Origin of the sequence: Blautia aquisgranensis (assembly GCF_040096615.1) — a bacterium.
Classification (GTDB): domain Bacteria; phylum Bacillota; class Clostridia; order Lachnospirales; family Lachnospiraceae; genus Blautia_A; species Blautia_A aquisgranensis.
The window spans coordinates 118,128-144,113 of sequence record NZ_JBBMEJ010000008.1; the positions used below are offsets into that span (position 1 = coordinate 118,128).

The 25,986-nt window shown below is 43.3% G+C and carries 27 protein-coding genes and 3 pseudogenes; 5 read left to right on the top strand and 25 right to left on the bottom strand.

Going from position 1 to position 25,986, the window contains the following annotated elements; all coding sequences use genetic code 11:
* Positions 1-416: 416 nt before the first annotated feature.
* The 4 genes from WMO28_RS08305 to WMO28_RS08320 form a co-directional block, all read right to left on the bottom strand.
* Positions 417-962: a hypothetical protein gene (locus WMO28_RS08305; RefSeq protein WP_349056652.1), complete on the bottom strand. Its 546-nt coding sequence runs from the start codon at positions 960-962 to the stop codon at positions 417-419.
* A gap of 173 nt (positions 963-1,135) precedes the next feature.
* Positions 1,136-1,918, bottom strand: coding sequence for a ZIP family metal transporter (locus tag WMO28_RS08310; RefSeq protein WP_178644468.1), 783 nt, complete (start codon positions 1,916-1,918; stop codon positions 1,136-1,138).
* A 205-nt stretch (positions 1,919-2,123) separates the two neighbouring features.
* Positions 2,124-2,459, bottom strand: coding sequence for a CHY zinc finger protein (locus WMO28_RS08315; RefSeq protein ID WP_178644470.1), 336 nt, complete (start codon positions 2,457-2,459; stop codon positions 2,124-2,126).
* On the bottom strand, positions 2,443-3,027 hold the full coding sequence (locus tag WMO28_RS08320; protein ID WP_178644472.1) for a biotin transporter BioY: 585 nt from the start codon (positions 3,025-3,027) through the stop codon (positions 2,443-2,445). Before WMO28_RS08320 ends, WMO28_RS08315 begins: the two co-directional genes overlap by 17 nt.
* A 236-nt stretch (positions 3,028-3,263) precedes the next feature.
* On the opposite strand from WMO28_RS08320, the gene WMO28_RS08325 reads away from it, so the two are divergent.
* The 3 genes from WMO28_RS08325 to WMO28_RS08335 are packed head-to-tail and all read left to right on the top strand — an operon-like array spanning position 3,264 to position 4,376.
* Positions 3,264-3,470, top strand: coding sequence for a hypothetical protein (locus WMO28_RS08325; protein ID WP_173737344.1), 207 nt, complete (start codon positions 3,264-3,266; stop codon positions 3,468-3,470).
* 28 nt (positions 3,471-3,498) lie between these two features.
* Positions 3,499-3,849, top strand: coding sequence for a hypothetical protein (locus WMO28_RS08330; RefSeq protein ID WP_349056653.1), 351 nt, complete (start codon positions 3,499-3,501; stop codon positions 3,847-3,849).
* Complete coding sequence (locus WMO28_RS08335) at positions 3,801-4,376, top strand: radical SAM protein (RefSeq protein WP_349056654.1); 576 nt, start codon at positions 3,801-3,803, stop codon at positions 4,374-4,376. The genes WMO28_RS08330 and WMO28_RS08335 overlap by 49 nt, the downstream gene beginning before the upstream one ends.
* On the opposite strand, the gene WMO28_RS08340 is transcribed toward WMO28_RS08335, so the two are convergent.
* The 5 genes from WMO28_RS08340 to WMO28_RS08360 all read right to left on the bottom strand — a co-directional run bounded on the left by WMO28_RS08340 (position 4,338) and on the right by WMO28_RS08360 (position 7,375).
* Positions 4,338-4,637: a TetR family transcriptional regulator gene (locus WMO28_RS08340; protein ID WP_349056655.1), complete on the bottom strand. Its 300-nt coding sequence runs from the start codon at positions 4,635-4,637 to the stop codon at positions 4,338-4,340. The genes WMO28_RS08335 and WMO28_RS08340 overlap by 39 nt on opposite strands.
* 36 nt (positions 4,638-4,673) lie before the next feature.
* Complete coding sequence (locus tag WMO28_RS08345; RefSeq protein WP_349056656.1) at positions 4,674-5,522, bottom strand: DegV family protein; 849 nt, start codon at positions 5,520-5,522, stop codon at positions 4,674-4,676.
* A gap of 4 nt (positions 5,523-5,526) precedes the next feature.
* Entirely contained in the window at positions 5,527-6,675 is a 1,149-nt protein-coding gene (locus WMO28_RS08350; RefSeq protein ID WP_178644478.1) for an MFS transporter, read from the bottom strand.
* Positions 6,676-6,795: 120 nt separating this feature from the next.
* Positions 6,796-6,978 (bottom strand): hypothetical protein, encoded by a 183-nt coding sequence (locus WMO28_RS08355; protein ID WP_349056676.1) that lies wholly within the window; start codon positions 6,976-6,978, stop codon positions 6,796-6,798.
* A gap of 34 nt (positions 6,979-7,012) precedes the next feature.
* Positions 7,013-7,375, bottom strand: a complete 363-nt coding sequence (locus tag WMO28_RS08360; protein ID WP_349056657.1) for an MATE family efflux transporter — start codon at positions 7,373-7,375, stop codon at positions 7,013-7,015.
* 101 nt (positions 7,376-7,476) lie between these two features.
* On the opposite strand from WMO28_RS08360, the gene WMO28_RS08365 reads away from it, so the two are divergent.
* Positions 7,477-8,622 (top strand): aldo/keto reductase, encoded by a 1,146-nt coding sequence (locus WMO28_RS08365; RefSeq protein ID WP_119239637.1) that lies wholly within the window; start codon positions 7,477-7,479, stop codon positions 8,620-8,622.
* A 55-nt stretch (positions 8,623-8,677) separates the two neighbouring features.
* On the opposite strand, the gene WMO28_RS08370 is transcribed toward WMO28_RS08365, so the two are convergent.
* From WMO28_RS08370 to WMO28_RS08385, 4 genes are all read right to left on the bottom strand, one after another.
* Positions 8,678-9,289 (bottom strand): hypothetical protein, encoded by a 612-nt coding sequence (locus WMO28_RS08370; protein WP_349056658.1) that lies wholly within the window; start codon positions 9,287-9,289, stop codon positions 8,678-8,680.
* Positions 9,290-9,466: 177 nt separating this feature from the next.
* On the bottom strand, positions 9,467-10,822 hold the full coding sequence (locus tag WMO28_RS08375; RefSeq protein WP_349056659.1) for an MATE family efflux transporter: 1,356 nt from the start codon (positions 10,820-10,822) through the stop codon (positions 9,467-9,469).
* Complete coding sequence (locus WMO28_RS08380; protein WP_349056661.1) at positions 10,812-11,264, bottom strand: MarR family winged helix-turn-helix transcriptional regulator; 453 nt, start codon at positions 11,262-11,264, stop codon at positions 10,812-10,814. The genes WMO28_RS08375 and WMO28_RS08380 overlap by 11 nt, the downstream gene beginning before the upstream one ends.
* A gap of 149 nt (positions 11,265-11,413) precedes the next feature.
* Complete coding sequence (locus WMO28_RS08385; RefSeq protein WP_349056662.1) at positions 11,414-12,241, bottom strand: MerR family transcriptional regulator; 828 nt, start codon at positions 12,239-12,241, stop codon at positions 11,414-11,416.
* An 83-nt stretch (positions 12,242-12,324) separates the two neighbouring features.
* On the opposite strand from WMO28_RS08385, the gene WMO28_RS08390 reads away from it, so the two are divergent.
* Entirely contained in the window at positions 12,325-13,659 is a 1,335-nt protein-coding gene (locus WMO28_RS08390) for an MATE family efflux transporter (RefSeq protein ID WP_349056663.1), read from the top strand.
* On the opposite strand, the gene WMO28_RS08395 is transcribed toward WMO28_RS08390, so the two are convergent.
* The 12 genes and pseudogenes from WMO28_RS08395 to WMO28_RS08450 all read right to left on the bottom strand — a co-directional run bounded on the left by WMO28_RS08395 (position 13,656) and on the right by WMO28_RS08450 (position 25,884).
* A complete protein-coding gene (locus WMO28_RS08395; RefSeq protein WP_349056664.1) occupies positions 13,656-15,086 on the bottom strand; it encodes an amino acid permease in 1,431 nt (476 codons plus the stop codon). The two genes, WMO28_RS08390 and WMO28_RS08395, sit on opposite strands and share 4 nt — an antisense overlap.
* Positions 15,014-15,358: an amino acid permease gene (locus tag WMO28_RS08400; RefSeq protein WP_349056665.1), complete on the bottom strand. Its 345-nt coding sequence runs from the start codon at positions 15,356-15,358 to the stop codon at positions 15,014-15,016. The genes WMO28_RS08395 and WMO28_RS08400 overlap by 73 nt, the downstream gene beginning before the upstream one ends.
* 95 nt (positions 15,359-15,453) lie before the next feature.
* A complete protein-coding gene (locus tag WMO28_RS08405) occupies positions 15,454-16,827 on the bottom strand; it encodes an aspartate aminotransferase family protein (RefSeq protein WP_349056666.1) in 1,374 nt (457 codons plus the stop codon).
* Between the two features lie 144 nt (positions 16,828-16,971).
* Positions 16,972-18,192, bottom strand: coding sequence for a PucR family transcriptional regulator (locus WMO28_RS08410; RefSeq protein ID WP_349056667.1), 1,221 nt, complete (start codon positions 18,190-18,192; stop codon positions 16,972-16,974).
* Between the two features lie 48 nt (positions 18,193-18,240).
* A pseudogene (locus WMO28_RS08415) lies at positions 18,241-19,452 on the bottom strand (AAA family ATPase).
* 241 nt (positions 19,453-19,693) lie between these two features.
* Positions 19,694-19,966, bottom strand: a pseudogene (locus tag WMO28_RS08420) (cupin domain-containing protein); the annotation flags it as partial.
* A gap of 127 nt (positions 19,967-20,093) precedes the next feature.
* A pseudogene (locus tag WMO28_RS08425) lies at positions 20,094-20,408 on the bottom strand (carboxymuconolactone decarboxylase family protein); the annotation flags it as partial.
* Positions 20,409-20,433: 25 nt separating this feature from the next.
* Positions 20,434-20,856, bottom strand: coding sequence for a cupin domain-containing protein (locus tag WMO28_RS08430; RefSeq protein ID WP_015533404.1), 423 nt, complete (start codon positions 20,854-20,856; stop codon positions 20,434-20,436).
* A gap of 286 nt (positions 20,857-21,142) precedes the next feature.
* Positions 21,143-21,526: a DUF6262 family protein gene (locus WMO28_RS08435; protein WP_015533403.1), complete on the bottom strand. Its 384-nt coding sequence runs from the start codon at positions 21,524-21,526 to the stop codon at positions 21,143-21,145.
* A complete protein-coding gene (locus WMO28_RS08440) occupies positions 21,492-23,009 on the bottom strand; it encodes a tyrosine-type recombinase/integrase (RefSeq protein ID WP_015535740.1) in 1,518 nt (505 codons plus the stop codon). Before WMO28_RS08440 ends, WMO28_RS08435 begins: the two co-directional genes overlap by 35 nt.
* A complete protein-coding gene (locus tag WMO28_RS08445) occupies positions 23,002-24,753 on the bottom strand; it encodes a tyrosine-type recombinase/integrase (RefSeq protein ID WP_173740157.1) in 1,752 nt (583 codons plus the stop codon). The genes WMO28_RS08440 and WMO28_RS08445 overlap by 8 nt, the downstream gene beginning before the upstream one ends.
* 12 nt (positions 24,754-24,765) lie before the next feature.
* Positions 24,766-25,884 carry a tyrosine-type recombinase/integrase gene (locus tag WMO28_RS08450; protein WP_015533399.1) on the bottom strand — a complete coding sequence of 373 codons (1,119 nt, stop codon included), beginning with the start codon at positions 25,882-25,884 and terminating at the stop codon, positions 24,766-24,768.
* Positions 25,885-25,986: the final 102 nt, after the last annotated feature.

Consider the following 25,986-nt stretch of genomic DNA (forward strand, 5'->3'; position numbering starts at 1 on the left):
GTTCTAACTAAGAAACTGTGCCATGGTTAATCGCATTTTTATATTATATTTCAACTTTCTCATAAATGTCAACACACAGTGCTATCTTCGAATGTACATTTACTCCTTATTCTGACAAACAAGAATTTTACATTTCAATTACCATTCCATAACCATACTTAACATTTGGTAATTTCTGAAATCCAAACTTCTCATAAAATAATTCTTTGCCTTCTCTGACTTTTTCCCAATTATGGGAAAACTTTTTTTCGCTCCAAATAAAAAATGCATTCTGCCCTTTCCTTTCGGAATCAACAAAATGCCCTATATTTCCAGATCACTGGAACGTGATTTTCCTTTATTCAGTTGTTTTCTCTCAGCTTCTTCTCTTTCAATTTTTGCTACATTCAGTGCAAGCTTTTCCCGAATGGACGGCTTTACTTCTTTTTCTCTGGCAGTTTTAACTGACGGACAATTTTCCCTACTGCTTTTTCCATCGCATTTTCAATTTTCCTTTTCAGACCATCCAGCCTTTTTACCGCATACTCTTTTTCTTTCCGGGATGCTTTCCGTTCTGGACTCTGAATCCACTTTTTAGAATCTTCTGCCAGATATATATCATCCTTTCTGGTAGCCAGTACCACTTCCCTTGCAACTTGCTCCACCGCCTTGTCATATGCCTCACTGGATACCTCATCAAGCAGCGCCTCTACATCTTCAATACGAAGCGTTAGCTGTTTTAACTGCTGTTCCTGTTCTTCGATCAGATCACTCTGTCGGAAAATCCGGTCAGAATTAGAAAGGAATTTTTCTTTAAATTCATTCTCCTGCTGAACCAATTTTTCTTCCTGTTCCTGTATTTTCTGTTCATTTCCCCTGACCATAATCGACTGCTTTGCAATATCCAAGCGGTTGGCATTCACAATGTCAATCTGCTGTTCAATCGTTTCCTGTTGCTCTGCAATTTCTTCTTTCTGCTTCATGCGGATGCCCTATAAAAAATAGGGACACCCGCTTTTAACAAGTATCCCTATAATCTATCAATGATCTGATATCTCTCACTTCTTTGATCGTCATAGCACACCTCCCTGATATTAGGATACAACTTGGAGTCAGCTCCAGGTCAAGAGCTTTTTCACACGATCGCAAAATTTTATTACCCCAACGCCACATCCAGCACCATCATCAGTGAAAAGCCAACAGCAAAAAATATCGTTCCTATATTGGAGTGTTCTCCTGTGGACATTTCCGGGATAAGTTCTTCTACAACAACATACAGCATGGCTCCTGCCGCAAAACTCAGAAGATATGGCAGTGCCGGGACGATGAGTCCGGCTGCCAGAATCGTGATCACCGCTCCCACAGGTTCTACAACTCCGGACAGCATTCCTCCCACAAAAGCTTTTCCCTTTCCCATTCCTTCGGAGCGCAGTGGCATGGAAATAATCGCGCCCTCCGGGAAATTCTGGATCGCGATTCCAAGGGAAAGAGCCATCGCTCCCATCATGGTGATCTTCGAATTGCCGGTAAGATATCCGGCATAAACTACACCTACTGCCATTCCTTCCGGAATATTGTGCAGGGTTACTGCCAGCACCAGCATGGTCGTTCTCTGAAGTCGGCTTTTTGGTCCTTCAGCCTGATCACTGTTCTGATGAAGATGCGGAATTATATGGTCAAGCAAAAGCAAAAAAAGCACTCCTGCCCACAGTCCCACAACTGCCGGTATAAAAGAAAGTTTTCCCATTCCGTCCGACTGCTCGATCGCCGGAATAAGAAGACTCCACACCGAGGCCGCAACCATAACTCCTGCCGCAAAACCGGTAAGCGCCCGCTGTACCTGTTCGTTCAGATTTTTCTTCATAAAGAATACGCAGGCTGCACCTGCCGAAGTTCCCAGAAACGGGATCAGAATTCCATAAAACACATTCACATTCATTTATTTCCCCCTCCTTTTTTATTTCATATGAAGCAAAAACATATCGTTTGAAGCAACAACTTATTGTTTCTCACTCTATCAGTTAGTTATTTCTAACTCTAAATAAAGTATATCAGATTTTTATGCAAATAAAAAGAGCATACAGAACTTTTTTTCAAAATTCCATATGCTCATATATCACTATTCTTTTTTATTCGAATGTGCTCTATTCCCCACAGGCAAAATAAATATTTTCATGTAAGCTGCACCGAGGATTAAAATCGGCATGGCAGTAAGGGCAGCTGCCTTGCTTGTATTCCCCGCGGGTGAGCTTCCTCTTACAGCTTCCGCAGAGAACCGGATATTCTTCTTCCGGCGCTGTCGCTGCAAAGGGATGATCTTCGATTTCGTCATGACAGGAATAGCATGCATAATATTTTCTGCATTCTGCACAGAGTAATGCGGCTATATCAAGGCTGGTATGGTAATGCCTGCATCGTCCTTCTTTATCAAGTCCGATGCCGTGAATCTTAACATATTGTTTCTTATCTGTTTCCTGCATTGTTGATTCCTTTTCGGATCGGAATTGCAAGTAATACAGCAAGAACTGTAATCACGATATCTTTTGGAATGAAAGCAGTTAAAGAATATACAGCAATTGCTGAAATACTCATGGAACCGCCAACAAAATGCCACTGTAAACCACCGATGATCTCAACGAGCAGAAGACCGATCAGCGAAAATCCGATTGAGATCGCCAGATTTTTTGTTTTATTATCAGTCTTCGGACGGATTCCGCTGAGCCATGTCATAAACGGCCATGCCCAGATATATCCTCCGGTAACACCTACAATACTGCTGATTCCACCGGTGAAATTAGCAAAGATCGGAAGTCCGATCGCCCCCAACAGAACGTAAACCACAGTTGCCATCGTTCCAAGTCTGGAACCAAGCACTGCTCCTACAAGTGCCACACCGAATACCTGAATCGTGATCGGAACACCTGTCGGCATTGGCAGTGATATCTGTGAGATTACTGCCAGAACTGCTGCAAACATACCAACCAGTACCATCTCTCTGGTTGTAAACTTTCGCTCTGAAGCAGAGCTTTCTGCATAAGACTGATTCATAATAATGTCTCCTCTTCCCGTAAAGATTATGTGTTATGACTTTCTTTTTATATCACAACCGGAAAGAATTGTCAACCCGAGTTTTAAACTATGGTTTACATTCTTTAGTTGTAAACCTGGTAAATATAGACAAATCATCTCTTCATGTCTGGTCTTCAGATATCCCAGTCCCATTTGTCCATTGTTCATCCTAGACTTCTGCCTTAATATGTCCACATATTCATTGAACGAACGAGGTGATATTTCTGAAGCAGATAAAAATTGCATGTACCGGCTATATTCTGGTGTCCGGCGCTTTTGGCGTTATAGTGATCTTGAAAAATACACTTTTCTTTGCAGGCTGTGCACTTCTGGCCGAAGGATGTATGCGCCATTACATTGTAAAACATACCGCCCAGCTGCCTGACTATCATTATCTGAATGAGAAACAGCTATCAAAATAACTAATTTTTTACAAAGGAGAATATCATTATGAATGCAGCAAACACCTTAAAAAAGCTTGGAATCGAGCATACCTTTAACTACATCTACAAAGATCCCGATAAGAACATGTCAAAGCTGATGGACTGGGCAGATAAATTTTCCAAAGGTGGATTTCCTTCCCAGCGAAAAACGATCCGTGAAGCAATCGAAAACCCGGAACATCCTTATTATTCCTATATCCGCAAAATTTTTACAGATGTTGACCCTAATGTTGCCAAAACTCTTGCTGTCAATTTCTTTATTAATGCTACACTGGTTGGCTGGCCAAAGGAAAAAAGCTCGGTGTCTACATGTACATCTATACCGGTGGCGAACCGCTTGTACGAAAAAAAGACCTGATCCGTCTCTGCGAAAAGCATTCTGACTGCGTATTTTTATGCTTCACAAATGCCACTCTCATTGACGAGGAATTCGCTGACGAGATGCTCCGGGTAGGAAATTTTGTTCCTGCCATTTCTCTTGAGGGATTTGAAGAAGCAACAGACGGCCGCCGTGGTGACGGTGTTTACCCGAAGGTGACAAACGCCATGTCTCTTCTCCGTGAGAAAAAACTGATCTATGACATTTCCTGTTGTTATACCAGTGCAAACTATGAATCCATTACTTCAGAAGAATTCTATGATTCCATGATCGATCTGGGAGCATATTTTGTATGGTATTTTCATTATATGCCGGTAGGAAATGACGCTGCACCGGAACTCCTCCCCACTCCGGAGCAGCGGACCGGTGTTTACAAAAAGATCCGTCGATTCCAATATCCGCGAAAAAACCTTACTGGAAGCTCTGCGCTCCACGATGATGATAGCTTACCACCAGAACCAGCCAGTCTAACAGGCTTCCCACAAATATACATTTATAGGACTTGATTTTCTTTTCATGCACTCCTGTGCCATATAGGTGAGACAATCTGCCGGCGATTCAAGTGTTCCGTATTTTTGAATTACATCCGCCATCCAATCCTCGATAGAATCTATCATCAATGTCGGAATATCCTGAAAATGATAATAAAATGTATTTCGGTTAACCTGACAGCGATTTACAATATCCTGTACCGTGATCTTATTGTACGGCTTTTCTTCCGGTATTTCCCAGAATGTTTCCTTGATTATCTTCTTTGTATGAACCACACCTTCTACCTTCCTTATTATTTTCAGGCTTTGACTCTATTGCGAAATAAACAGCACGCCCAGAGTACCCGGTCCGCAGTGACAGGAAATAACTCCACCTGCACGTGTCTCAAGGACTTCTTTAAAAACTCCAAGATTTTCAAGATATGTGCGTACTGCTTCCACAACTTCTCTGTCACAACCGGAATGTGTAATAAAGACGCGGTCAGGACGGGCAGCCTTCAGTTCTTCTTCCATATCTTTCACATACGCTGTAATCACCTTTGAAAGTTTTCCACGATATTTCTTGGAAGCATCCATTGCACCATTTTCCACAACGATCTTGGGATGCAGCTTCAGAACACTTCCCGCCATGGCCGAAACAGCATTGCAGCGCCCGCCACGATAAAGATATACCAGCGTATCCACCACAAAACTTGCGCGTACTTTTGGCTTCAGATCTTCGATTACTGCTGTGATCTCTCCGGCAGTTTTTCCTTCCTGCGCCATGATCGCTGCTTCAATAACGAGAAGACCGATTCCTGTAGAAAGATTTGCCGAATTGATCACTGTCACAAGATCGGAGGCCTCCAGCTCTTCTGCTGCCAGACGCATAACATTCCCGGATGTGGACATACCATAGGAAATGGAAAAGCAGATAACCTCTCTCTGTTCACTGACATAAGGCTTCAACATCTCCACCGCATCCATAAGCGACGGTGCAGAAGTCTTCGGAGTTGTCTTATTCGCATCGGACCACGCAAATATCTCATCCGGAGTGATATCCCTGCCGTCCCTGTATTCCTTTTCTCCAAGCAGAATGTGAAGCGGCAGAATATCAATATCATACTTTTGTAAAAGATCCGGTGAAAGATCGCAGGTACTGTCTGAGATTATTTTTACCATAAAATTATTTCCTCCTGTTCAATAATTCATGCATATATGTCATTAACACAAGCAGGATCAGCAGATATACCGGCAATAACCGGATAGATATGTGATTTGCAATCAGACCAAACAGTGGCGGCATCAGACAGGTTCCTATGTAAGCACTTGCCATCTGCACCCCAATGATTGCCTGGGAACGTTCCGCTCCAAAATGTTCCGGTGTGGAATGAATGATACATGGATATACCGGCGCACAGCCAAGTCCGATCAGGGAAAATCCAATCAGAGAAGCGGTTTTTCCAAAAGGAAGCAGCATGATCAGGATTCCCGCAAAAATAATTGCCTGTCCCATCCGGATCATCTGTGCATCTTTAAGCTTCATGGCAATAAAACCATTGATACCACGTCCGATCGTAATACCAATGCAGAACATTCCCGCAAAAGAAGCGGCTGTTTCTGCATCCACACCTTTTGCCAGGTTCAGATAGCTGCTCGCCCAGAGCATTGTTGTCTGCTCCACTGCACAATAGCAGAAAAAACAAAGCATGATTGCCTTTGCCCCTGGAATGGCAATGATCTCACGAAGTGAAAGAGACTTGCTTTTTGCCTGTTCCTCTTCTGATCCACTCTGTTTCTTCCATTTTGGAAGGCTGAATACAAGAACAGCTGTGAGTACGATCTGCAGCAGAGATATGATCCGGTATCCACTGTTCCAGGTCGCACCTCCGGTAAGCACTGCTCCCATAATGTATGGTCCCAGTGTCGCGCCAACGCCCCACATGCAATGCAGCCAGCTCATATGCTTACTTGCATAATGTAAAGCCACATAGTTGTTCAGAGAGGCATCTACACTTCCTGCGCCAAGTCCATACGGTATCGCCCATAAACACAGCATCCAGAAACTGTGGCTGATTGAAAATCCCCACAGTGCAAAAGCTGTGATTCCTACACTTACTGCGGTTACTTTGCCTGTCCCGAATTTCTTCGTAAGACGGTCACTCTGCAGACTGGAAATGATCGTTCCAAACGCAATGATCATGGATATCATTCCCGCGTAAGATACCGGAACCTGGAATTCCGGATACATATCCGGCCATGCCGCTCCAAGAAGCGCGTCCGGAAGCCCAAGGCTGATAAATGAAAGATATATGATTCCTAATAACAAACTCATTTTTTGTTCCCCTTATTTTTTCATTTATATTTTGTTATTATACCTGATTTATCCAAGTAAATACAACCCTTACGGTAATATATGCCTCATATCTTCCACACATATTATTCTTTTCCTGCCTCAGATCATCTGGAAATTTTTCCACTTTCCGGATTTCTGTCTCCACAGGAAGATCACGGCTCTGACGATCCAGTCACTTACCATTGCAAGTGCAATACCAATCACTCCCATGCCAAATACGATGCCGAGAAGCCAGGATAAAAAGAGCCGCACTACGATCGTGGAGATGATTGAAACATACATGGTAAACTTCACATCCCCTGCTGAGCGCAGTCCGTTACTTAAGGCACCCGAAAAAGGATACGCTGTCGCATTGAAAACATTGTGGATCAGTACCAGCCAGATTACCAATGGTCACATTTGTCTTTCCAAGGTTTCGATACACAGCTGCACCGGCATTGTATATCGCCAGAGCCGGATAAGAATAGGCAGAGATTCGAAGATAAGTCACACAGGCATCCATTACAGGAGCCTCTACCTTTCCGAACAGAAGCTGCAGCATCCACCGGTTTCCCACCAATACAAACAGCATTATCACAACAGAAAAGCCAACTGAAAACAGCAGCAGCTGTTCCAGAAAAAGTGGAATGATCATCTCTTTTATTTTCTGATCTGTAAAAAGTAATGTTTTCTGCTCCATTTCTGCTTTCCTTTCTCTGTCTTTATGTTTTGTGTATCTATCTGAATTCTTACTTTTATGGTACAATAAAAATATTCTTGTACATAAGGAGGAATTCGATAATGAAAACCCGCAGATTAGGAAAAACAGATCTCCAGGTAAGCGAGATCGGCTTCGGCGGCGAATGGCTGGAGCGGCATCCGGAGGAGGAAAGCATTGAACTGATCCACTATGCCTCCTCAAAAGGAATCAACATTCTGGACTGCTGGATGGCGGACCCGAAATCCAGAGATATCATCGGAAAAGGAATCAAGGATAACCGCAGTCAGTGGTTTATCCAGGGACATATTGGTTCCACCTGGAAGGATGAACAGTATTTTCGTACCAGAGATATGAAATATGTCCGCCCTGCATTTGAGGATCTGTTAAAACGTCTGCAGACGGATTATATTGATCTTGGAATGATCCACTATGTTGATTCTGAAGAGGAATGGGAACAGATCCAGCATTCCGATTATCTGGACTATATCATGGAATTAAAGGACAAAGGTGTGATCCGTCACATCGGCATGAGCTCCCATAATCCGAAAGTAGCAGTCAAAGCAGCCGAATCCGGATATGTGGAGATGATTCTTTTCAGCATCAATCCTGCTTTTGACATGCTTCCTGCCAGTGAAAATATCGATACCATGTTTGCTGAGGAATTTGACTCCCAGCTCAAGGGAATCGATCCGGACCGTGCACATTTATATAATGTCTGCGAACAGAATGATGTGGGAATCACTGTTATGAAGGGCTTTGCCGGAGGCCGGCTTTTTGATGAAAAACGCTCTCCGTTTGGAGTAACCCTGACACCGATCCAGTGTATCCACTATGCGCTGACACGTCCTGCTGTCTGTTCCATTATGTGCGGATATGACACAAAGGAACAGATCGATGCTGCCACTGCTTATGAGAATGCTTCCGAAGAGGAAAAGGACTATGCATCCATACTTGCCAATGCACCACTGCATTCCTACCGCGGAGAATGTACCTACTGTGGACACTGCAAGCCCTGCGTATCTGACCTGGATATCGCAATGATCAATAAATTCTATGATCTGGCTACCATGCAGCCTTCCGTGCCTGCAACCATCCAGTCTCATTACGAGCTTCTGAAACATAAAGCTTCTGAATGTATCGGATGTCAGGCCTGCGAATCCCGCTGTCCATTCGGCGTTCCGATCGCAGAGCGCATGAAAAAAACAGCCGAATTATTCGGCTGCTAAATAATCCAAAAGGGTGCGAAGCTTTTTTGAACTTCTCACCCTTTATCATTATTGTTTACTTACTGCACAGCTCCACAAAATCTGCCGCAGCTTCCTTCTCATCCGCGCAATCTCCTGCTATATATTTATTCACACAGGAATACCATTCTTCCTGCATGGCAAAGGTAATCGTTCCTTCATTATAATCGTCCTGAAAATTATAGCCACGTATATATTCAATAAAATTCTGCGATCTCATAGATGCCGACCGCCCTGGACTTGGTCTCCTGCAGACGATATTTACCAAGGATTTCAAACCTGTCCCCTGTTCCTCACCTTTTGGATAATAGGCCGAATAAGCCTCATAGGAATCCATATCTATAATATGAACAAACCGTTCTTCATTGGTATTAACGCTGCGTAAAAAATCCAGAGCTTCTTCCATAGTCATATCATGTTCTGAAATATAGGCCGCCCAGTCCTTCACATAGCCCTTCTCTTCATTCAGATAATTCTGTGATACCCGCTTCATGGATTCAATTGTTCTTATAAAATCTGTTCTCTTGATCTCTGACTGCGATTTCGATATATATCCGGAGTAGATCCAGACCGAAATGATCATCGCCAGGATCAGGAAAATATTACACAGCAGCAAAACTGCCCGTTTCTTTTTATTTTTGAAATCCAATACTTTATCCCTACTTTGCGCTTTCGCTTAATATTTTTTAATTATACCATACGTATCTGTAAAAAATAACATATTCTATATGTGAATATAACGCCAAAAGCCGCACATTCCATACGGAACATGCGGCCTTATACACAGCTTCAGAGAACTGAATTTTATAAATAACTGTGCGAAAAATTACTGCTGTTTTTCGCTTTCCCTTCTCTGGGAACGGGTGAAATATATAAAAAATCCCACATTAAGTATGATTCCCACTGTTGTAGATACCGGCGCTGCCAGACCAATCTTTGTAAGGCTTGCATTCGGCTGAATACTCATAAAATATGCCAGCGGCAGTCGTACCAGAAGCGTCTGGATCATTCCCTGTGTCATAACCCAGATCGTTTTATTATTTCCGTTAAAGTATCCGACCATACTGAACATAATCGCCGTTACGATAGTCTCCGGCGCAAAACCTTTCAGATAATCGTATCCATTCTGGATAACTGCCGGATCGGTTGAGAAAAATCCTGCCAGAAGGTCACCTTTCAGCATGACAAGCATAAATACCAGGCAGCCTACGACCAGCCCCACCCCGATTCCGGTAAACATGGATTTCTTCGCACGTTTCGGTTTTCCGGCTCCTACATTCTGTGAGACGAAGGATGCCATGGACTGCATCAGGGCACTTGGCACCAGCATGGCAAAGTTTACGATCTTGCAGGCAACTCCGTATCCGGAGGATGCTTCCAGTCCAAGACGGTTGACAAAAGCACACAGTGCCAGGAAGGATACCTGTGTCAGAAACTCCTGAAGTGCCAGCGGCAGTCCGATCGCCAGAAATCTTTTACACTGGGAATTCAGACGGAAATCTTTTTTAGTAATTGTAAATGGCAGATCCTTTTTGAGCAAAAGAACGATCGCAAATACAACACTGAGCGCCTGTGCCAGAACCGTTGCAATCGCAGCACCTGCCGCATCCAGATGAAGTCCGGCAACCAGGATCAGATCTCCGAACACGTTTACGATACATGCGATCAGCACAAAAAGAAGTGGTGATTTACTGTCTCCAAGTCCTCGGAATATGGCAGCCAGAAGGTTGTATGCTACAATAAAGAAAATACCTCCACCGCAGATCCGTACATAGCTTGCAGTCAGATCAACAGCCTCTGCCGGTGCCTGCATAAGCACTGAGATCGGATGTGCAAAGCATACCATAACGAAAAGCAGTACAACAGAGATCATTGCAAATACAATGGCTCCGCCGCCGATGACCGCCCCGATCTGCTGTGTTTTCTTTTCTCCCAAATAACGGGCAATGAGAACAGTGATTCCCATTGCGAACTGGACAACTACAAAAGTAACCAGGTTCAGTACCTGACTTCCTGTGGAAACGGCGGAAAGTCCTGATGTGGAACCAAATCTTCCGACTACTAAAAGGTCCACAGCACCATAGGCCGCCTGCAGGATCAGCGCGCCAAGCACCGGCATCATAAATGCAACCAGTTTCTTCAGGATACTTCCCTGGGTAAAATCTGCTTTATCATTTGTCATAATGTTCCCTCCTCTCACACATCACCTGATAAAACTTCTCAATGGTGCGGATCATATTGTCTGCTTCCTCCTCTGAGATTCCTTCCAGATAAGGAACCAGGCCATTAAAGTAATTCTCGTTATACTTCGCGGAGAGCTTTTTCCCCGCATCTGTGACGGATAGGTAAGTGACACGTCCATCTTCTCTGGAAGCAGTTTTTTCCAGATAGCCTTTTGCTTCCATTTCTTTTACGGTTCTGGTAACTCCCGGTCTTGGGAGCTCCATGGCCTCACTTAAATCTGAGGTTCTTACCTGCATTCCTTTTTTCTCCAGCATCTGAATAAAATCCAGATAACGGATATACGATGGCATGACACCTTCCGGCAGCGGCGGAAGCATTTCCCGGATCCGCTTCGCCTGATAACAGGCATCAAGCATCTGCTTGATCTTTTCGTTTGTCATCTGCAAAAGCTCCTTATATAGTTATCTTTGTTAATTACCATTGATAATTATATTTGTTTTTCCTATTTTGTCAATATAAAAAAGCAGCTCTGCACAGATATTGGTTATCCGTATAAAAGCTGCTTTTCCATATTTGATTCTTTTATATTTTATTTATCTGCTTTTTCTGCGATCTTTATGGAAATTTCCGTGACATAATCTTCGATGCCTTTTGCCGTAAAATTATCTACAACATAGTATTCCAGATAATTTCCCTCTGTACATATATGATGCCCTTCCCTATACATATCCAGTCTTTTATACGCTTCGCCGATCGTCTCCCAGTGTCCGATATGATAAGCTGTGAGATACTCTCCCTCCGGCAGTACCCGAATCTGCGGATCCCGGATTTTCTTTGACAGAAGAAGAATCGCATTGTGGTATCCATCATAGATTCCCTGATTGATCTCCTGTGGATACTGCATATAGGCAACATCATAATCACACTCCGTATCCTGTCGTTCCAGCCTTTCCACCAGCTCATTGATCTTCAGGAAAAAGCCTTTATCTGTCATTTCCGTGACATCCTCATACAGATAATATCTTCTGGGATGATGGATCGTTCTGAGCTCCGAAAAATCACAGTTCTGTGCATACTGGATCTTATTTTTTCTCTGTGTCATCCATTCCTTCATAGACTGAAGCCGCCGGATCTCCCGGTCGATCTCCCTTTGTTTGATCTCAAAGGTCTTTATAAAATTATCCGCGCTTCTTTTTTCCAGAAAGGCTTTGATCTCCTGAAGCGACATTCCTGTTTTTTTCAGCAGCAGAATAGTGTCCAGGGTTTCCATCTGATAGATTGAATAGTAACGGTATCCGTTCTCTCCCAGTGCTTCCGGGCAAAAAAGTCCGATCTCATCATAATGAAACAATGTGTGTTTGGATATCTTCATCAGCTTCGCAAACTCTCCGGTCGTCATATAGGTATCACGAATCATAAAAATTTCCTCCTTGACTATAGGGTTACCCTATAGTATATGCTAGGAAAAGTCAAGAAAAAATATCATATAAGGAGGTTCCTATGAGTTCATCTATAAATCAGGATTTCACGGCCAAAGGCCTGTTGAAATTCGCTATGCCGTCTATCATCATGATGGTGTTCATGTCATGTTACACCATTGTGGACGGAATTTTTGTTTCCCGTTTCGTCGGAAGTAATGCACTTTCTTCCCTTAATATCGTATATCCGGTCGAGGGACTTGTTGTTGCGGTAGCTACTATGCTCTCTACTGGTGGCAATGCCATTATCAGTAATTATCTTGGGCAGGGAAAGCCCAAAGAATCCCGGGCGTTTATGACACAGTTTGTCGTGCTCGGACTTCTTTTCAGTGTCCTGATCATGGCCATCGTGTTTATTTTTCTCACCCCGATCTGCCGTGCACTTGGCTCTACAGATGCATTGCTCTCTGATGCTCAGATTTATCTGAAGATTCTGATTCTGTTCGCGCCTGCCTGCATGCTTCAGACCTTTTTCCAATGCTTTTTTGTCACTGCCGGAAAACCGCATCTCGGGCTTTTTCTTATGATCGGGGCCGGGATATTAAACGCTGTACTGGATTATGTTCTGATCGTACCGCTACATATGGGAATCGGCGGCGCTGCCCTTGCCACAGGAATCGGCCAGACCTTACCTGCTGTTGTGGGAATCATTTTCTTTTTCACACGCAGCACAGAACTGTATTTTACACCTTTTAAATTCAACCTTAAGATCATCGGTGAAGCCTGCTACAACGGTTCCTCCGAGATGGTGAGCCAGCTTTCCAACTCCATTGTAACCTTTTTGTTTAATATTATCCTGATCCGCCTTGCAGGCTCCGCAGGAGTTGCAGCTATCAGCATTCTTTTATACGGACAGTTTCTGTTTAATGCTTTTTATCTGGGACTGTCCATCGGGGTCAGTCCGGTGATCGGTTTCCAGTATGGAGCCGTTCAAAAATCCCGTCTCCGGAAAACCTATAAGATCATTATGATGTTCACCTGCATCTCCTCCGTAGTGATCGTAAGCCTCTCGCTTATCTGCTCACGCCCTATTGTATCCGTATTTACAAAAGACCCGGATACCTTCCGGCTTGCAGCGGATGGTTTCCGGATCTTTGCGATCAACTTTTTATTCAGTGGAATTAATATTATTTCATCAGGAATTTTCACAGCCCTGTCCAATGGAAAAATTTCTGCGATCCTTTCCTTTTCCAGAACCCTGTTCTTTCTGGTAATCTGCCTGTTTACGTTCCCGTATTTTCTGGGAATCACAGGCGTATGGCTGGCAGTTCCGGCAGCGGAATTCCTGACCCTTATCTTAAGCGGACGGATGCACTGGAAATATTTTCTTCAGAAAAATGAAAGTACATATTTCTAAGCTTCCTTCAGAAGTTCTTTCTCATCCTTCAGATCAAACTTCCGCTCTACCAGTTCTTCAATAAACTGAGCGGTTGCTTCCCAGCCAAGAAGACTGCTGTTTAAAAGGACATCGCGGGTATGACGGTCACCACGTTTTTTGCCTGTGATGTACTCGTGTCTTGCGTGCTGGGATTTTTCTACATTTTCCCATTCTTCCTCAGCTTTGTGCTGATTTAAGCCGGTCTTTTTCATTACGGCCGCAATCTCATCAGTCTTCGGTGCATAGATGAATATGTTCATCACATCCTGGCTGTCTTTCAGGATATAATCGCTGCTTCGTCCTACGATCACGCAGGAATTCTTTGCAAATTCATGGATAGCCTGGAACTGAGCATCAATAACTCGGTTGGAAAGGTTTGCGTAACGGACACCATAGGAGGTATCAAACGCATAACGGACACCGATCCTGGTATCTGCTTCCTCTACCAGTCCCTTGTCAACACCGATTTCCTGAACAACTTTATCTACCAGGTCTCTGTCGTAATACTCTATTCCGAAATAATCTGCAACCATTCTGGCGATCTCCGGACCGCCGCTTCCATACTCACATCCAACCGTAATAACAAAATGTCTGTCCGGATACTTTGCGTCAGGCAGTGCCACCGGTTCTTCCGGTGCAGCCTTTGTCTCATCTACAATAAAGATATCGCGGCCAAATTCCTCGCCGTATTTTTTCTTGGAATAAAAGTAGAAAAATACGCCAAGTGCAAGCCAGATTCCTACTACGACCCATTCCTGCCATACCAGTGCTGCGGAGAAGGATGCAGGAATGATATAGAGAAGTGTCATGAATCCGGCCATGATCACAGCCATCGCACCTACAAAGCCACCGGCTTTTACCTTGTATGGTCTTTCCATCTCCGGTTTCTTTTTCCGGAGAATACAGAAGGAAATGGACACAAACATATAGGCAATCACGCAGCCAAAAGATGCTGCATCAACCAGCCATACAAGAACGCCTCTTCCGAAGAACGGAGCTGCCACGCAGGCGATTCCGCAGAAAATGATCGCGGCTCCCGGAGTTTTGTTTTTTCCAAGCTTTCCGATCTTCTTATAGGGAACATCGATCTCCTCGGCTGCCTGTGGGATAACATCAAATCCAATGAAAAGGAACGGTGTCATGCAGGCTACCTTAAACACACTTCCCAGTGTATTTCCTGCTCCGCTTTCCCACATCTGGCCTGTAATATTTCCGGCATCTCCATTTACGGCAGAACCAACTACCAGAAGGATTCCGGCGATGGCAATGATGGCTGTCAGAACAGTCTGGAGGATCGCTGCTGTTTTTGCACCCTTGATATTGATGATCGTGATCAGGATCGCAACGCCCACACCAAGAATAATGGTCGTGTTGCCACATATCCCAGAATGATCATCCAGGTACAAACAAAAGACCCTGTAGGTCCCATGGCGCGGTAGCTGAACACATGCTCACCACCGCACTGCGGCATTGCAGATGTCAGCTCTGCATAGATGAGTCCCACAAAGAATACCATCACTCCACCGATCAGCATGGCGATCATGGAGCCGGCAAAACCGGCTGTTGTGATCCAGTCTCCGGAGTTAATGACCCAGCCCCATCCGATCATCGCTCCGAAAGCAATGACCAGGATGTCCCAGGCACCCATTACTTTATCAAACTTTGATTTCTGTTCCATATAAAACCTCCTCTTTTTCCCATCTATACAGACAAAAATCCGCTGCTCATTTTCCTGCATCCTTGCAGGCAGAACAGCGGATCTTCAGATTTTATTTATGCTTCCATTGCTTCTTTCAGAGATGCCTCGAAAATCTCCAGCCCTTTCTCCATCTGCTCATCTGTCATGGTAAGCGGTGCGAGGAAACGAACTACATTGCCGGCTGTTCCACAGTTTTCAAGGAGAAGTCCTTTCTGGATCGCATTCTGGATCAGTCTGGCTGCGAGCTCTGTAGCAGGCTCTTTTGTCTCTTTGTCTTTTACAAGCTCGATACCGATCATCGCGCCAAGTCCACGGACATCACCAATAACCGGATATTTTTCCTGAAGCTCTTTGTAGCGTTTCATCACAACTTCGCCGATGTGTCTTGCTTTTCCGGCATAGTCGTCACGTTTCATCACATCCATAACAGCCAGAGCTGCTGCACAGGAAACCGGGTTACCGCAGAAGGTTCCGCCGATGGTTCCTGCCGGTGCTGCATCCATGATCTCTGCTCTTGCTGTGATCGCTGAGATTGGAAGGCCTGCGCCAAGGGATTTTGCTGTTGTGATGATATCCGGTGCTGCACCTGCCTCTGCCCAGTACTCAGATGCGTAATATTTACCGGTTCTGCAGTTACCGCACTGAACCTCATCTGCGATCATCAGGATTCCGTTATCATCACAGATCTTGCGGACCGCTTTGACCCACTCGATCGGTGCCGGGATAAATCCGCCCTCGCCCTGGAATGGCTCTACGATCATACATGCGATCTCGCTTGCCGGTGCTCCCTCGTCAAAAATTTTCTGGAGCTCATCTATGTAATACTGGATTGCCTCAGCCTCTGTGTAGCCTTTTGGTGCACGGTAAACATATGGATATGGTGCACGGAAGATTCCTGCCGGGAACGGTCCCATGCCAATGGCATATGCTTTTTTCGCGGTCAGTGCCATGGTCAGGTTTGTTCTTCCATGGAATGCACCTGTGAAGCAGATCACGCCGCTTCTCTTTGTAAATGCTTTTGCGATCTTGATGGCGTTCTCATCACACTCGGCTCCTGAGTTTGCAAAATATGTTTTCTTTTTGTCTCCCTTACATGGCATGATCTCATTCAGTCTCTCTGCCAGTGTTACATATCCGTCATGTACATATACATTAAAGATCGTATGGAAATATTTCTCGGTCTGTTTCTTTACTGCCTCGATTACTTCCGGATTAGAGTATCCGATATTCAGAACACCGACACCACCGACCCAGTCAAGGAATTTATTTCCGTCCAGGTCTTCAAACATTGCTCCTGATCCCTGTTTGATGCAGATCGGATATGTTTTTCCACATAATGCTTTCGGGATTGCCTCATCTCTTCTGTCCAGAAGCTCTTTTGATTTCGGTCCTGGTACCTGTGCGGTTACGATCTCTGGTAATGCGGTTGCTAATTCTGCTGTTGTCATAATGTACTCCTCCTTCTATCTCCCGAAACAAAAAACAGACGCCAGATAAGTAATTATCTGACGCCTTTGTCATTTGTCTGTTGTTCTTTTTTGATTTAGCTAAATTATAGCACTTTTCTATTTGAAAGCAATATGCCCGGGGTATCATATTTTTTGTGCACGGTGCACAGTGTTTCGATATCTTCTGATCAGAAATGCCAGCTTCAGCCCAAGGCATGTGTCCAGATCTTCGAAATCGCAGTCCAGTATCTCACGGATCTTTTTCAGTCTGTAATTCAGGGTATTCCGGTGGAGAAACATTTCTTCTGCTGTTTTTTTGGCATTACAATTGCAATTTAAATAATTCTCCAGTGTTTCACTTAAGTTTCCGTTATTAAGTTCATCTGCTTTGCGTAGCTTTCCAATCTGTTCTTCCATATACGCATCCAGAATTCTGGGATCATACACATGCGAAAGCAGGGTGTAGATTCCCTGATTTTTAAAAAAGAATACCTGCCCTTTTGCCCCCGACGCTGCTGCAGCTCTGATTGCTTCTGAGGCCTCATTACGACTTTTTCTTACTTCATCCAGATAGGCCGTGCTGTTTCCCACTCCTATCGTGAGAAGCATTCCATATTCTTTTAGTGCTTTATCCGCAATTCTGTAAAGAAGTTTTTTTATCTCTTCTTCGGATTCTCTTTCTGGAATCAGTGCAAGAATGGAGCCTGCCTGTGGAAGGATCAGAAGCTCTTCTTTGATAATATCGGAAAATTCGCTTCGGATCATTCGCTTCACATTCCGTCCCACAGTCAGAGAATCTTCACTCTCACATCCGTTTTCTGTATTGCTTTCAAACGCAAACTCAGCCACAAAAAAGCTTCCCTCAAGATCAATGTTCAGGTATCTGGCCTGAGCCAGCACCCGTTCCCGGCTTAAGTGCTCCGCATCCAGAATGGACGAAAACAACTGTTCCGAAGCATTCCTGTCATTTTCTTCCAACACAAGCCTGCGGCAAATGATCTGTGACAGATCGATCAAGGGATATTTCTCCGGAAGTTCAAAAAGCGGGAGGCTTTTTTTCTCGCAATACTGCATCAGCTCTTCTGATATCTGCCCTTCATTGATTCCAAGGGCAGTAATACCATGTTCACACATCTGATGAATCAGTGACATTAATTTCCGGTGGTCATCCGTGACGCTTGGATTGGTCAGAACCACAAATTCACCGCCATGGATATAGTTTTCGATTCTGTATTCGCTTTTGACACATTGCAGACAGTCCGCAAAATAGATCCAGCGGACTAACTGGTGAAGGCCGCTCTTTCCTGCTTTCAGTTTCAAGTGTTTTGAAAGCTCCGGAATCTGCATCATCTCCTCACAATTCACGTTTGTTTCTTCCTCCTGACTATGCACTTCTCCGGTGAAACTGCATTATTATTTTGAATATTTTTCTATTATACATTCGTGTTCTTTTGTTTTTGTATCATAATTGACACCGACCAGCAGAAGGTTTCCCTGATATTCTTCCAATGCCCTGCAATACTCTTTGTTTTTTATCTGAGCAATTGCTCCTCTGGCATTTTTATTCCATTTTAATTCTACAACAAGTGCCGGTTTTTCTCTGAATTTCTTTCGAGGAATAAAAACAAGGTCTGCAAATTCCTTTCCGCCTGCAAGCTCACGGTGTACCGTATAAAAATTCCTCGCTGCATACAGGGCCAACAAAATGGTGTACCTTAATGCATTTTCATCATTGTACTGAATATGTGAAGTTTCGAAATGTGCCTGTCTGATTCCAGTAATTTCCAATCCTTCCAAATCGCATACAGCTGACCACCGATCTCGGACTGTAAACAGACAGATTCTTCTCAAAAGAATACCCGTCATACCAGCTTCTGATTTCTGTCAGATCCATATGGTACTGATCGCATAATTCCCGGACTTCCTCTTCTGTAAATCCGACATAACGTGCCAGTGGACCTGGATTGATCATGGAAAACTCGTCAAACATATTCAAAGCTGAATGTGTTCCATATTTCTTTATGGGAAGAATTCCTGTCATATATGCAAGATGAATATATGACTTGTCTTTCAAAAGATCTCTCAGAAAATCCAGATACTTCTCCTGTGCTTCCTTATCTTCTTTATATTCTCTGAAAATGCAGTCCCATTCATCAATAATGATCACAAATGACTGTTTTTTCTGAGCATAGATATCCTGCATACACTGGGCCAGATCTGTATCATCAAAATAATCTATCTGCGGAAATTCGGCTTTTAATTCCCGGATAATGAGAGCTTTAAATCTGTGGATCAGTTCATAAATATCCTTACTTCTGCTCAGAAATTCCAGCATATTAACCGAAATTGTATTGTAACGATTCAGATATCTTTCGAACTCACTGTTCTTTACAATCTCAAACTCCGAAAACAGTTCTTTTGAATTGCAGCCACAGCTGTAATATGCGGTGAGCATGTTCGCAGCAATTGATTTTCCAAACGTCTCGGACGGCTGACACAAATATACTTCTGCATCGTATGCAGGACTGAATTGGTATACGCAAGCAATCCTGTTTTATCAATATAAATGTCAGAATTGACAGCTTCTTCGAATTTACTGCTGTCCGGATTCAAATATATTCCCATTTGTGCGCCTCCTGTCACCGATATGTTTTCCACTCCATATGATCCATAACCTGTCATATTTCTGATATTTCACTTGAAAATATTTTACTATTTACTCAATAGAGTTACAACAAAAAAAGGCCGGAAGTATATACCCGAGACCATTAAAATATCATTTTCTGGAAACTCTGTCATACACTTCCGGCAATATAGTTATCGCCATCAGTGATTCAACTGTCTGTATAATTCGTTGATTTGTCATTTATTTTAATTTCCCATACTCTTCATCCGATACCGGCTCGCACCACTCATTGGAGCCTCCCTCACCTGGTACTTCCACTGCAAGGTGACTGAACCAGCTGTCCGGTGCTGCGCCATGCCAGTGTTTCACTTCTGCCGGAATATTGATGCAGTCGCCTGGTTTCATCTCAATGGCTTCTTTGCCTTCTTCCCGATAATATCCGCGCCCTGCAACACAAACAAGGATCTGTCCGCCGCCGGATTTTGCGTGATGGATGTGCCAGTTGTTACTGCATTAAACTGGACTCCCCCTCCGCAATCCCTTGTAGTTGCTAGCTTTAACGGCATACACATTTGTGCTTTGTGCGAATCTTTTCTGACGAGCAGTTTCTACCAGGTTATTTTTCTATTTCTTCCTCGTTCCAAACCTCTTTTGCAAGGTTGAATACTGCCCATCCCTTTGGCCATCCTGCATAGAATGCTATGTGGGTGATAATCGCTGCGATTTCTTTCTGTGTTACTCCATGATCCTTTGCATTCTGTAAATGGAATTTTAAAGAAGAATCTGTAATTCCCTGTGCCATCAGTGCTACGACTGTGATAATGCTTCTTGTCTTTAAATCAATATCTTCGTTGTTCCAATTCTCTCCGAACAGAACATCATCGTTGAAATGTGCAAACTCCGGTGCAAATGTTCCCAGAGCATTTCTTCCTGCTGTCTGTGTGATCTTTGCCATGATATCAACCCTCCGTCTTTCTTATTTATGGTAATTTGTCATACTCTTCTTCCGGTAAAAACTCAAGCCATTCATTGGAAGCTCCCTCTGCTGGAACTTCAACAGCCAGATGCTGGAACCAGCTGTCTTTCGCTGCCCCGTGCCAGTGTTTTACTTCTGGTGAAATATTTACTACATCTCCAGCTTTCAATTCACGAGCTGGTTTTCCTTCTTCCTGGTACCATCCTCTTCCACCAGTAACCAGAAGGATCTGTCCACCTTTATGATGGATGTGGTATGCATTGATTGTTCCCGGAGCGAAAGTAACCAGACCAACTGGTACTCTCTCTGTTGTAAGCATATTCAAATAGCATTCACCTGTAAAATACTTTGCGAATGCTACGTTTTCTTCACCGATTGGAAATACGTTACCTCCACCTAAGTCTTTTTTCATCTGTTCGATATCCATAAAAAATTCCTCCTTGCTCTTTTTATTTTATGGTACAACCTGAAGTAAGCTCTAGGTCAATAGATTTTGCAACTTTTTACATAAAGTTCATAATTTTTCTGTGACAGTTTGCATTTCAGGTACACTCTATTTCTTATCGGTATCATCATACTCCCATATTGCTTTCTATGTCCAATACCCATTATTATGGGTTGCTTAATGCCTTTTAAGCATAATCTGTTTCTATATCACAATGCAAAACAGATCTGCTGTATTCTGGCAGACCTACTTTGCATTATGATATAGCTTAAATCTGTTTGATAAGATTCAACTCTTTCTTGGATAGTGCTTTTTTTAACTTCTGGTTTTCCTTTATTAGATTCTCATTTTCGCTTTTCAGTTTCTGTAGCTGTTGCCGGAGCAGATTCATTTCCGCTTCCATCGCCTGACTGATAATGTTTCTCCTTGGATCCACCATACCAGCCTGCTGTTCCATTGCTGCATCAATCTCACCTCTTACAATCGGATTCTTGTAAAAGAATCCTCTAGATAAACCAGTCTTTTGCATCAGTGCTGGTACGGACACCTTTTCTCTCTCCAACACCATTGTCCGTATTGTCAGGACTGCCCGTTCCACTTTTTCTTCGCTCTTTCTTTTATTCAATTCCAGCATCTTGTCGTATTTGCTCATATTCTTCTCCCCATCCGTCCAGATTTGCTAAGATAATCTGTGACATAAGATTTCTTACTTCCCTTGTCTCATCTGCCAGTCTCTGATTGCTCATTTTCCGGTAGTACTGGACGCTTTTCACTCCTTTATGACCCAGGAGCTTTGCTATGGTCCAATCATCCACATGGAGTTCTGTCAGCTTTACCCCATAACAGTGCCGGAACATATGCGTTCCAAATCCGAATAATTTCCCGCTGTCATCTCGGATATCTTTTTCATAGATCATTCGAAGCACTTTATCCTGCAAGGTTTGGTAACTGATTGGTCTCTCCGGTTTGTTCTCGTCCGCAAAGATATAAATGCTTTCAGGATAATGCTCATTTGCATAACTGACTGCCTTTCCAATCAGCTGTGCCAGCTCCCGGCTGATCGGTTTTTCATATCTTCTTGTTTTCGGCTGGTATATGATAATCATATCCTGACGGTCATGTTTATAAAGGCAGTCTTTCCGCAAGGTCAGCGTGTCGGAAATTCTGGTTCCAAGCATCTGGTGGATGATCATTGCCCTTGCTATCTGCTCTTCCATTTTTACAATCTGGGCATTCAGTCTTTTCAGCTCACTGTCCGAATAAGATTTGAATTCTGCTTTCCGTTCTGGCGGAAAATCAGATTTTAAAAACAGTTTTGTAAGATGTGGAAAATCATAAATTTTTCCGATTGTTTCCAGCACATTTCGAAGCTTTAGCAGGTCATCCCGGATGCCATTCCCTCCGTTTGATTCTACCTTGATGTTGATTAAAAATTGTTCTATGATCTCCCGGTCAATCTCTTCGCAGGTGCTGATCTTGGAATGCTTTTCATCCAAATACTTTGAAAATTTATTCATGGCGGACAGTTCACGTTTTATACTGCCAAGGGCTTCGGTTTTCAGATGATGGTAAATTGCTTTTTTTACTTCTTCCCGAATATCTGGTTGCCGGATTCCTCTGAAATTTAGTGTCTTATGGTTGACAATCGGATTTGTCCGCAGGATAAGCGGAAGCCTTTCCAGATGCCAGATATCCTTTGCCAGCTCATTGGTTTCTGATCGGTCCAGTGTAAATTCCAGAAGGCTTTCAAAATACCGGATCAGGGCAGCTTTTTCCACCGATTCAGTCTGAATGTTCGTCACTTTATGCTTCGTCAAAGCCCTACCGTTTTGTATCATCCACATTTTCAACTGCTTTATCCAGAAGTCTTTTTCTCTGTCAAGCAGGCTGTTTTCCTGATGGGATGACTTCTGAAAAAATTCACATAAGCTGTTAAAATAATGCCTTTCCCTTTTTATGGTCAGGATGGATACCTGCGTTCCACGGTAGTAAATGTATTCGACAAATTCTGTCTGAAGCTGGTTTCCCGGCAGTTTATCCAGATCAAAATATTGTTCCTTATTCAGCTTTTCCTTTTGCTCATCGGTAGCCAGCTTATAACATTCCAGTTGTTGGAATTTCAGTTTATTATCCATGCTTCTCTCCTTTCTGCATACAGGCAAGCAGGCTGTTTTCCTCTTCCTCAAAGTATGCGTCATTTTCTTTAGCAATTTTTCTTGGCATATAATCTATATACTGCATGGTCATTTCCTCAAACGTATGTCCCAGATAGTCCCGGATGCTTTGGATTGATACGCCATGCTCATAAAAATTGGTTGCTACGGTATGTCGGTAATCATGAGACTTAAAAATATATTCTCCATTCTGTATGCCTATCTGGGAGCAGTATTTTTTCATCTGCCCCATGAAGGTGCTTTTGGAAAATGCTCCACCTTTCCGATTCCGAAAAATGTATGCTTCTTTTTCGGTAGGGTGTTTTTTCAGATAAACCTGCATCAGACGATACAATGTTACCGGAATGGGAACCCTTTTATAATTTTTCATTTTCACCTGGTAGACCTTCATCCAGCAGTCACCATTCTGGATATAATACGCATCCCCTTTTAAGGTGCAGACCTCACTGATCCGGAGTCCCACACACCAGAGATGTAAAAACATCATTCTCAGGTGTTCAGGAAACTGTGAGAGGTTTTGGATAATTTCCATATACACATCCTCTTCCACACTTCTGTCATGGTGGACTGGGATCTGTTTTTCCAAGTAATACGATGCATAAAACGGAACCTTTTTTATATACCCCTTTACTTCCAGAAATTTCATAAAAAACTGTATTCCCGAAACATTGGTATTAAATGTCTTTGCTCCCATAGCACCATTCTGCAAATTCTTTAAATATACATCAATCAGGCTGGCATCACACTTGATAACTTCCAGTTCGCTGATCTCCCGCAAAAAATTTCGAATGGTTCGGAATCTTTCGTACACCGTACTGAGCGCCAGTTCTCCGATTCCAATTTCGTACTTCATATATTCCTGAAGCAGCAATCGATTCTTGGGCTGTAGAACTTCCTGAAATGATATTTTTTCTATACTGTCACTCTGGTTTATTCTTTCTTTGGCAATACGAAACCGCTCTAAATACCAGATGGTAGCATCCCATCTTGTTTCATCAGTTTCTATAAAAATCACTTTACGGGCAGTTTCCACAATGCTCTTCAGTCGTTTTCGCCGTTGCTCTTTCTCGACTTTCTGCTTCAGGTAGTCCTGAAATGCTGTTTCCTGTTCCAGCTCCAGAAGCTGGATATCTGTAATCTGCTCCCGGATGCAAAATTCGTAAAAAAGCTGTAGCCCGGTCAGTTTATATTCCCTCAGTCTGGAAATTTCATAATTCTCCAGAATATATTCCAGCACGGTAAAAATCTGACGTTTCAGTTTCTCACTGGCTGCCGCTTTAAAATTCCAGACCATGTTGCTCCGACACCGTACCGTTTCCACACTCTTTACGATTACAGGATCTGAGTGGTATGGAACAAAAAGTATTTCATTTTTATATTTCCATTCACATTCCCTCTGTCCAGCCGGAGTTTTCATCCGTTCCCGGATGTACGCCTGCCGTATCCGGTCGAACGTTCCGGTATATCGGTAAATGTAATTTCGCTTTATCAGCGGTGTTATGTATAATTCAAATTTCATTCGCAGTTCATAATCTATTTCCGAAAGATGTTCTACCATCTCATCTGCCAGAAACAGCAGAATCTGTTCTGTAATGGAACTTCCTGCTTCCTCTTTTGCAAACTCCCGGATTTCTTTTCGTAGCTGCTCAATCCGCCTGCTCCGTTCTTGTTCTGCCTCTATAAAAGACTGTAAAAACGCAGGCATAAAAACCACCTCCTATAGCAATTCCTCAATCCCATACAGGGAGGAGTGTTTCTCGTAGAATTCCTGGCTGGCATCCAGCAGTTCATCATCCACAATGTCCAGATAATTGATGGTTGTCTGGATGTGGCGGTGTCCATAGGCCAGCTGTATCAGTTCCAGCGACCATCCTGCTTTTCTCCGCTCATTTCCAAAGTAATGCCGGAGCATATGAGGCGTGATCTTAATCCCTGTTTTCTTATCCATTCTTTTTAGCATGGAGTATACTGCTTCCACGTTCATTGGTTTTCCGATATTATCCCCGGAAATATTCACAAACAGGCTTGTCTGGTGCTGAAGTAGTTTTCGGTACTCTGCAATATACAGATTTAAAAAGCCGAAGGTATCTTTGCTGATCTTCGCACTTCGGTATTCTGCATTCTTTGCTCTCGCTCCATTTTCATTGTCCTCACGGAAATATACCCGGATTATGTGGTTCTGATAATCAATGTCCTTACTGTAATCAATTCCTAAGATCTCACCGATTCGGTAGCCTGTCTCTGCCAGAAGCAGCATGAGAAGCCGATCTCTTATATTGGTACACGCTTTCAAGATTTCCACAATTTCATCTTTCTTTGCTGCTCTCGCCTTATGCTCTTCCTCTTTTAAATAGCCTTTGAAACTCTTTGATCGTATGCTTTTCTTTACGCCTACTGCATCCACGGCTACAAAATAATTATAGGACAGGACTTTCAGCTCCCCGAACTGCTGGTACTCTTCTTCTATAAAAAGATAGAACCTGAACACATCTCTTAAGTATGCGTTGCAGGTTCCATTGTTTGGAGATCTGTGATTTTTATCTCTGGTATGCTTCCCGGCTTTCAGCCAGTATAAAAATTCCACAAAGTGATTTGTCTGTTCAACATAAGGCATTTGATATACGTCTGTCAATTCCTTTTTCTTTTCATGGATGTATTCCAGATAGTACAGGATTGCAAGTGCGGAGCGCCGCACCGTATTCGGTGAACATTTACTCCGTATCTTGTGCATCAGATATTTGGTTGGAAGCAGGACGATATCCAGTGTTTCCACATCTCTGATAAAGAAATAAACGGTGGAACCCTCTCTTTCTTTTTCCAGTTCATATCGTCTCATTCCTGCTCACTTCCTTTCCTCTAACGCTATACACAGTATACCCAACTCATGCCGATAAAGCTATCACAAATACCACCAATTCGGTCAAAACCGCTCCTGAAA

Bases quoted from the DNA above. Each gene is read 5' to 3' on its own strand.
- WMO28_RS08305 (WP_349056652.1), bottom strand. From the start codon at position 962: ATGAAGCAGAAAGAAGAAATTGCAGAGCAACAGGAAACGATTGAACAG.
- WMO28_RS08310 (WP_178644468.1), bottom strand. From the start codon at position 1,918: ATGAATGTGAATGTGTTTTATGGAATTCTGATCCCGTTTCTGGGAACT.
- WMO28_RS08315 (WP_178644470.1), bottom strand. From the start codon at position 2,459: ATGCAGGAAACAGATAAGAAACAATATGTTAAGATTCACGGCATCGGA.
- WMO28_RS08320 (WP_178644472.1), bottom strand. From the start codon at position 3,027: ATGAATCAGTCTTATGCAGAAAGCTCTGCTTCAGAGCGAAAGTTTACA.
- WMO28_RS08330 (WP_349056653.1), top strand. From the start codon at position 3,499: ATGAATGCAGCAAACACCTTAAAAAAGCTTGGAATCGAGCATACCTTT.
- WMO28_RS08335 (WP_349056654.1), top strand. From the start codon at position 3,801: ATGTACATCTATACCGGTGGCGAACCGCTTGTACGAAAAAAAGACCTG.
- WMO28_RS08345 (WP_349056656.1), bottom strand. From the start codon at position 5,522: ATGGTAAAAATAATCTCAGACAGTACCTGCGATCTTTCACCGGATCTT.
- WMO28_RS08350 (WP_178644478.1), bottom strand. From the start codon at position 6,675: ATGAGTTTGTTATTAGGAATCATATATCTTTCATTTATCAGCCTTGGG.
- WMO28_RS08355 (WP_349056676.1), bottom strand. From the start codon at position 6,978: ATGTATGTTTCAATCATCTCCACGATCGTAGTGCGGCTCTTTTTATCC.
- WMO28_RS08360 (WP_349056657.1), bottom strand. From the start codon at position 7,375: ATGGAGCAGAAAACATTACTTTTTACAGATCAGAAAATAAAAGAGATG.
- WMO28_RS08365 (WP_119239637.1), top strand. From the start codon at position 7,477: ATGAAAACCCGCAGATTAGGAAAAACAGATCTCCAGGTAAGCGAGATC.
- WMO28_RS08375 (WP_349056659.1), bottom strand. From the start codon at position 10,822: ATGACAAATGATAAAGCAGATTTTACCCAGGGAAGTATCCTGAAGAAA.
- WMO28_RS08380 (WP_349056661.1), bottom strand. From the start codon at position 11,264: ATGACAAACGAAAAGATCAAGCAGATGCTTGATGCCTGTTATCAGGCG.
- WMO28_RS08385 (WP_349056662.1), bottom strand. From the start codon at position 12,241: ATGATTCGTGATACCTATATGACGACCGGAGAGTTTGCGAAGCTGATG.
- WMO28_RS08390 (WP_349056663.1), top strand. From the start codon at position 12,325: ATGAGTTCATCTATAAATCAGGATTTCACGGCCAAAGGCCTGTTGAAA.
- WMO28_RS08400 (WP_349056665.1), bottom strand. From the start codon at position 15,358: ATGGAACAGAAATCAAAGTTTGATAAAGTAATGGGTGCCTGGGACATC.
- WMO28_RS08405 (WP_349056666.1), bottom strand. From the start codon at position 16,827: ATGACAACAGCAGAATTAGCAACCGCATTACCAGAGATCGTAACCGCA.
- WMO28_RS08430 (WP_015533404.1), bottom strand. From the start codon at position 20,856: ATGGATATCGAACAGATGAAAAAAGACTTAGGTGGAGGTAACGTATTT.
- WMO28_RS08435 (WP_015533403.1), bottom strand. From the start codon at position 21,526: ATGAGCAAATACGACAAGATGCTGGAATTGAATAAAAGAAAGAGCGAA.
- WMO28_RS08440 (WP_015535740.1), bottom strand. From the start codon at position 23,009: ATGGATAATAAACTGAAATTCCAACAACTGGAATGTTATAAGCTGGCT.
- WMO28_RS08445 (WP_173740157.1), bottom strand. From the start codon at position 24,753: ATGCCTGCGTTTTTACAGTCTTTTATAGAGGCAGAACAAGAACGGAGC.
- WMO28_RS08450 (WP_015533399.1), bottom strand. From the start codon at position 25,884: ATGAGACGATATGAACTGGAAAAAGAAAGAGAGGGTTCCACCGTTTAT.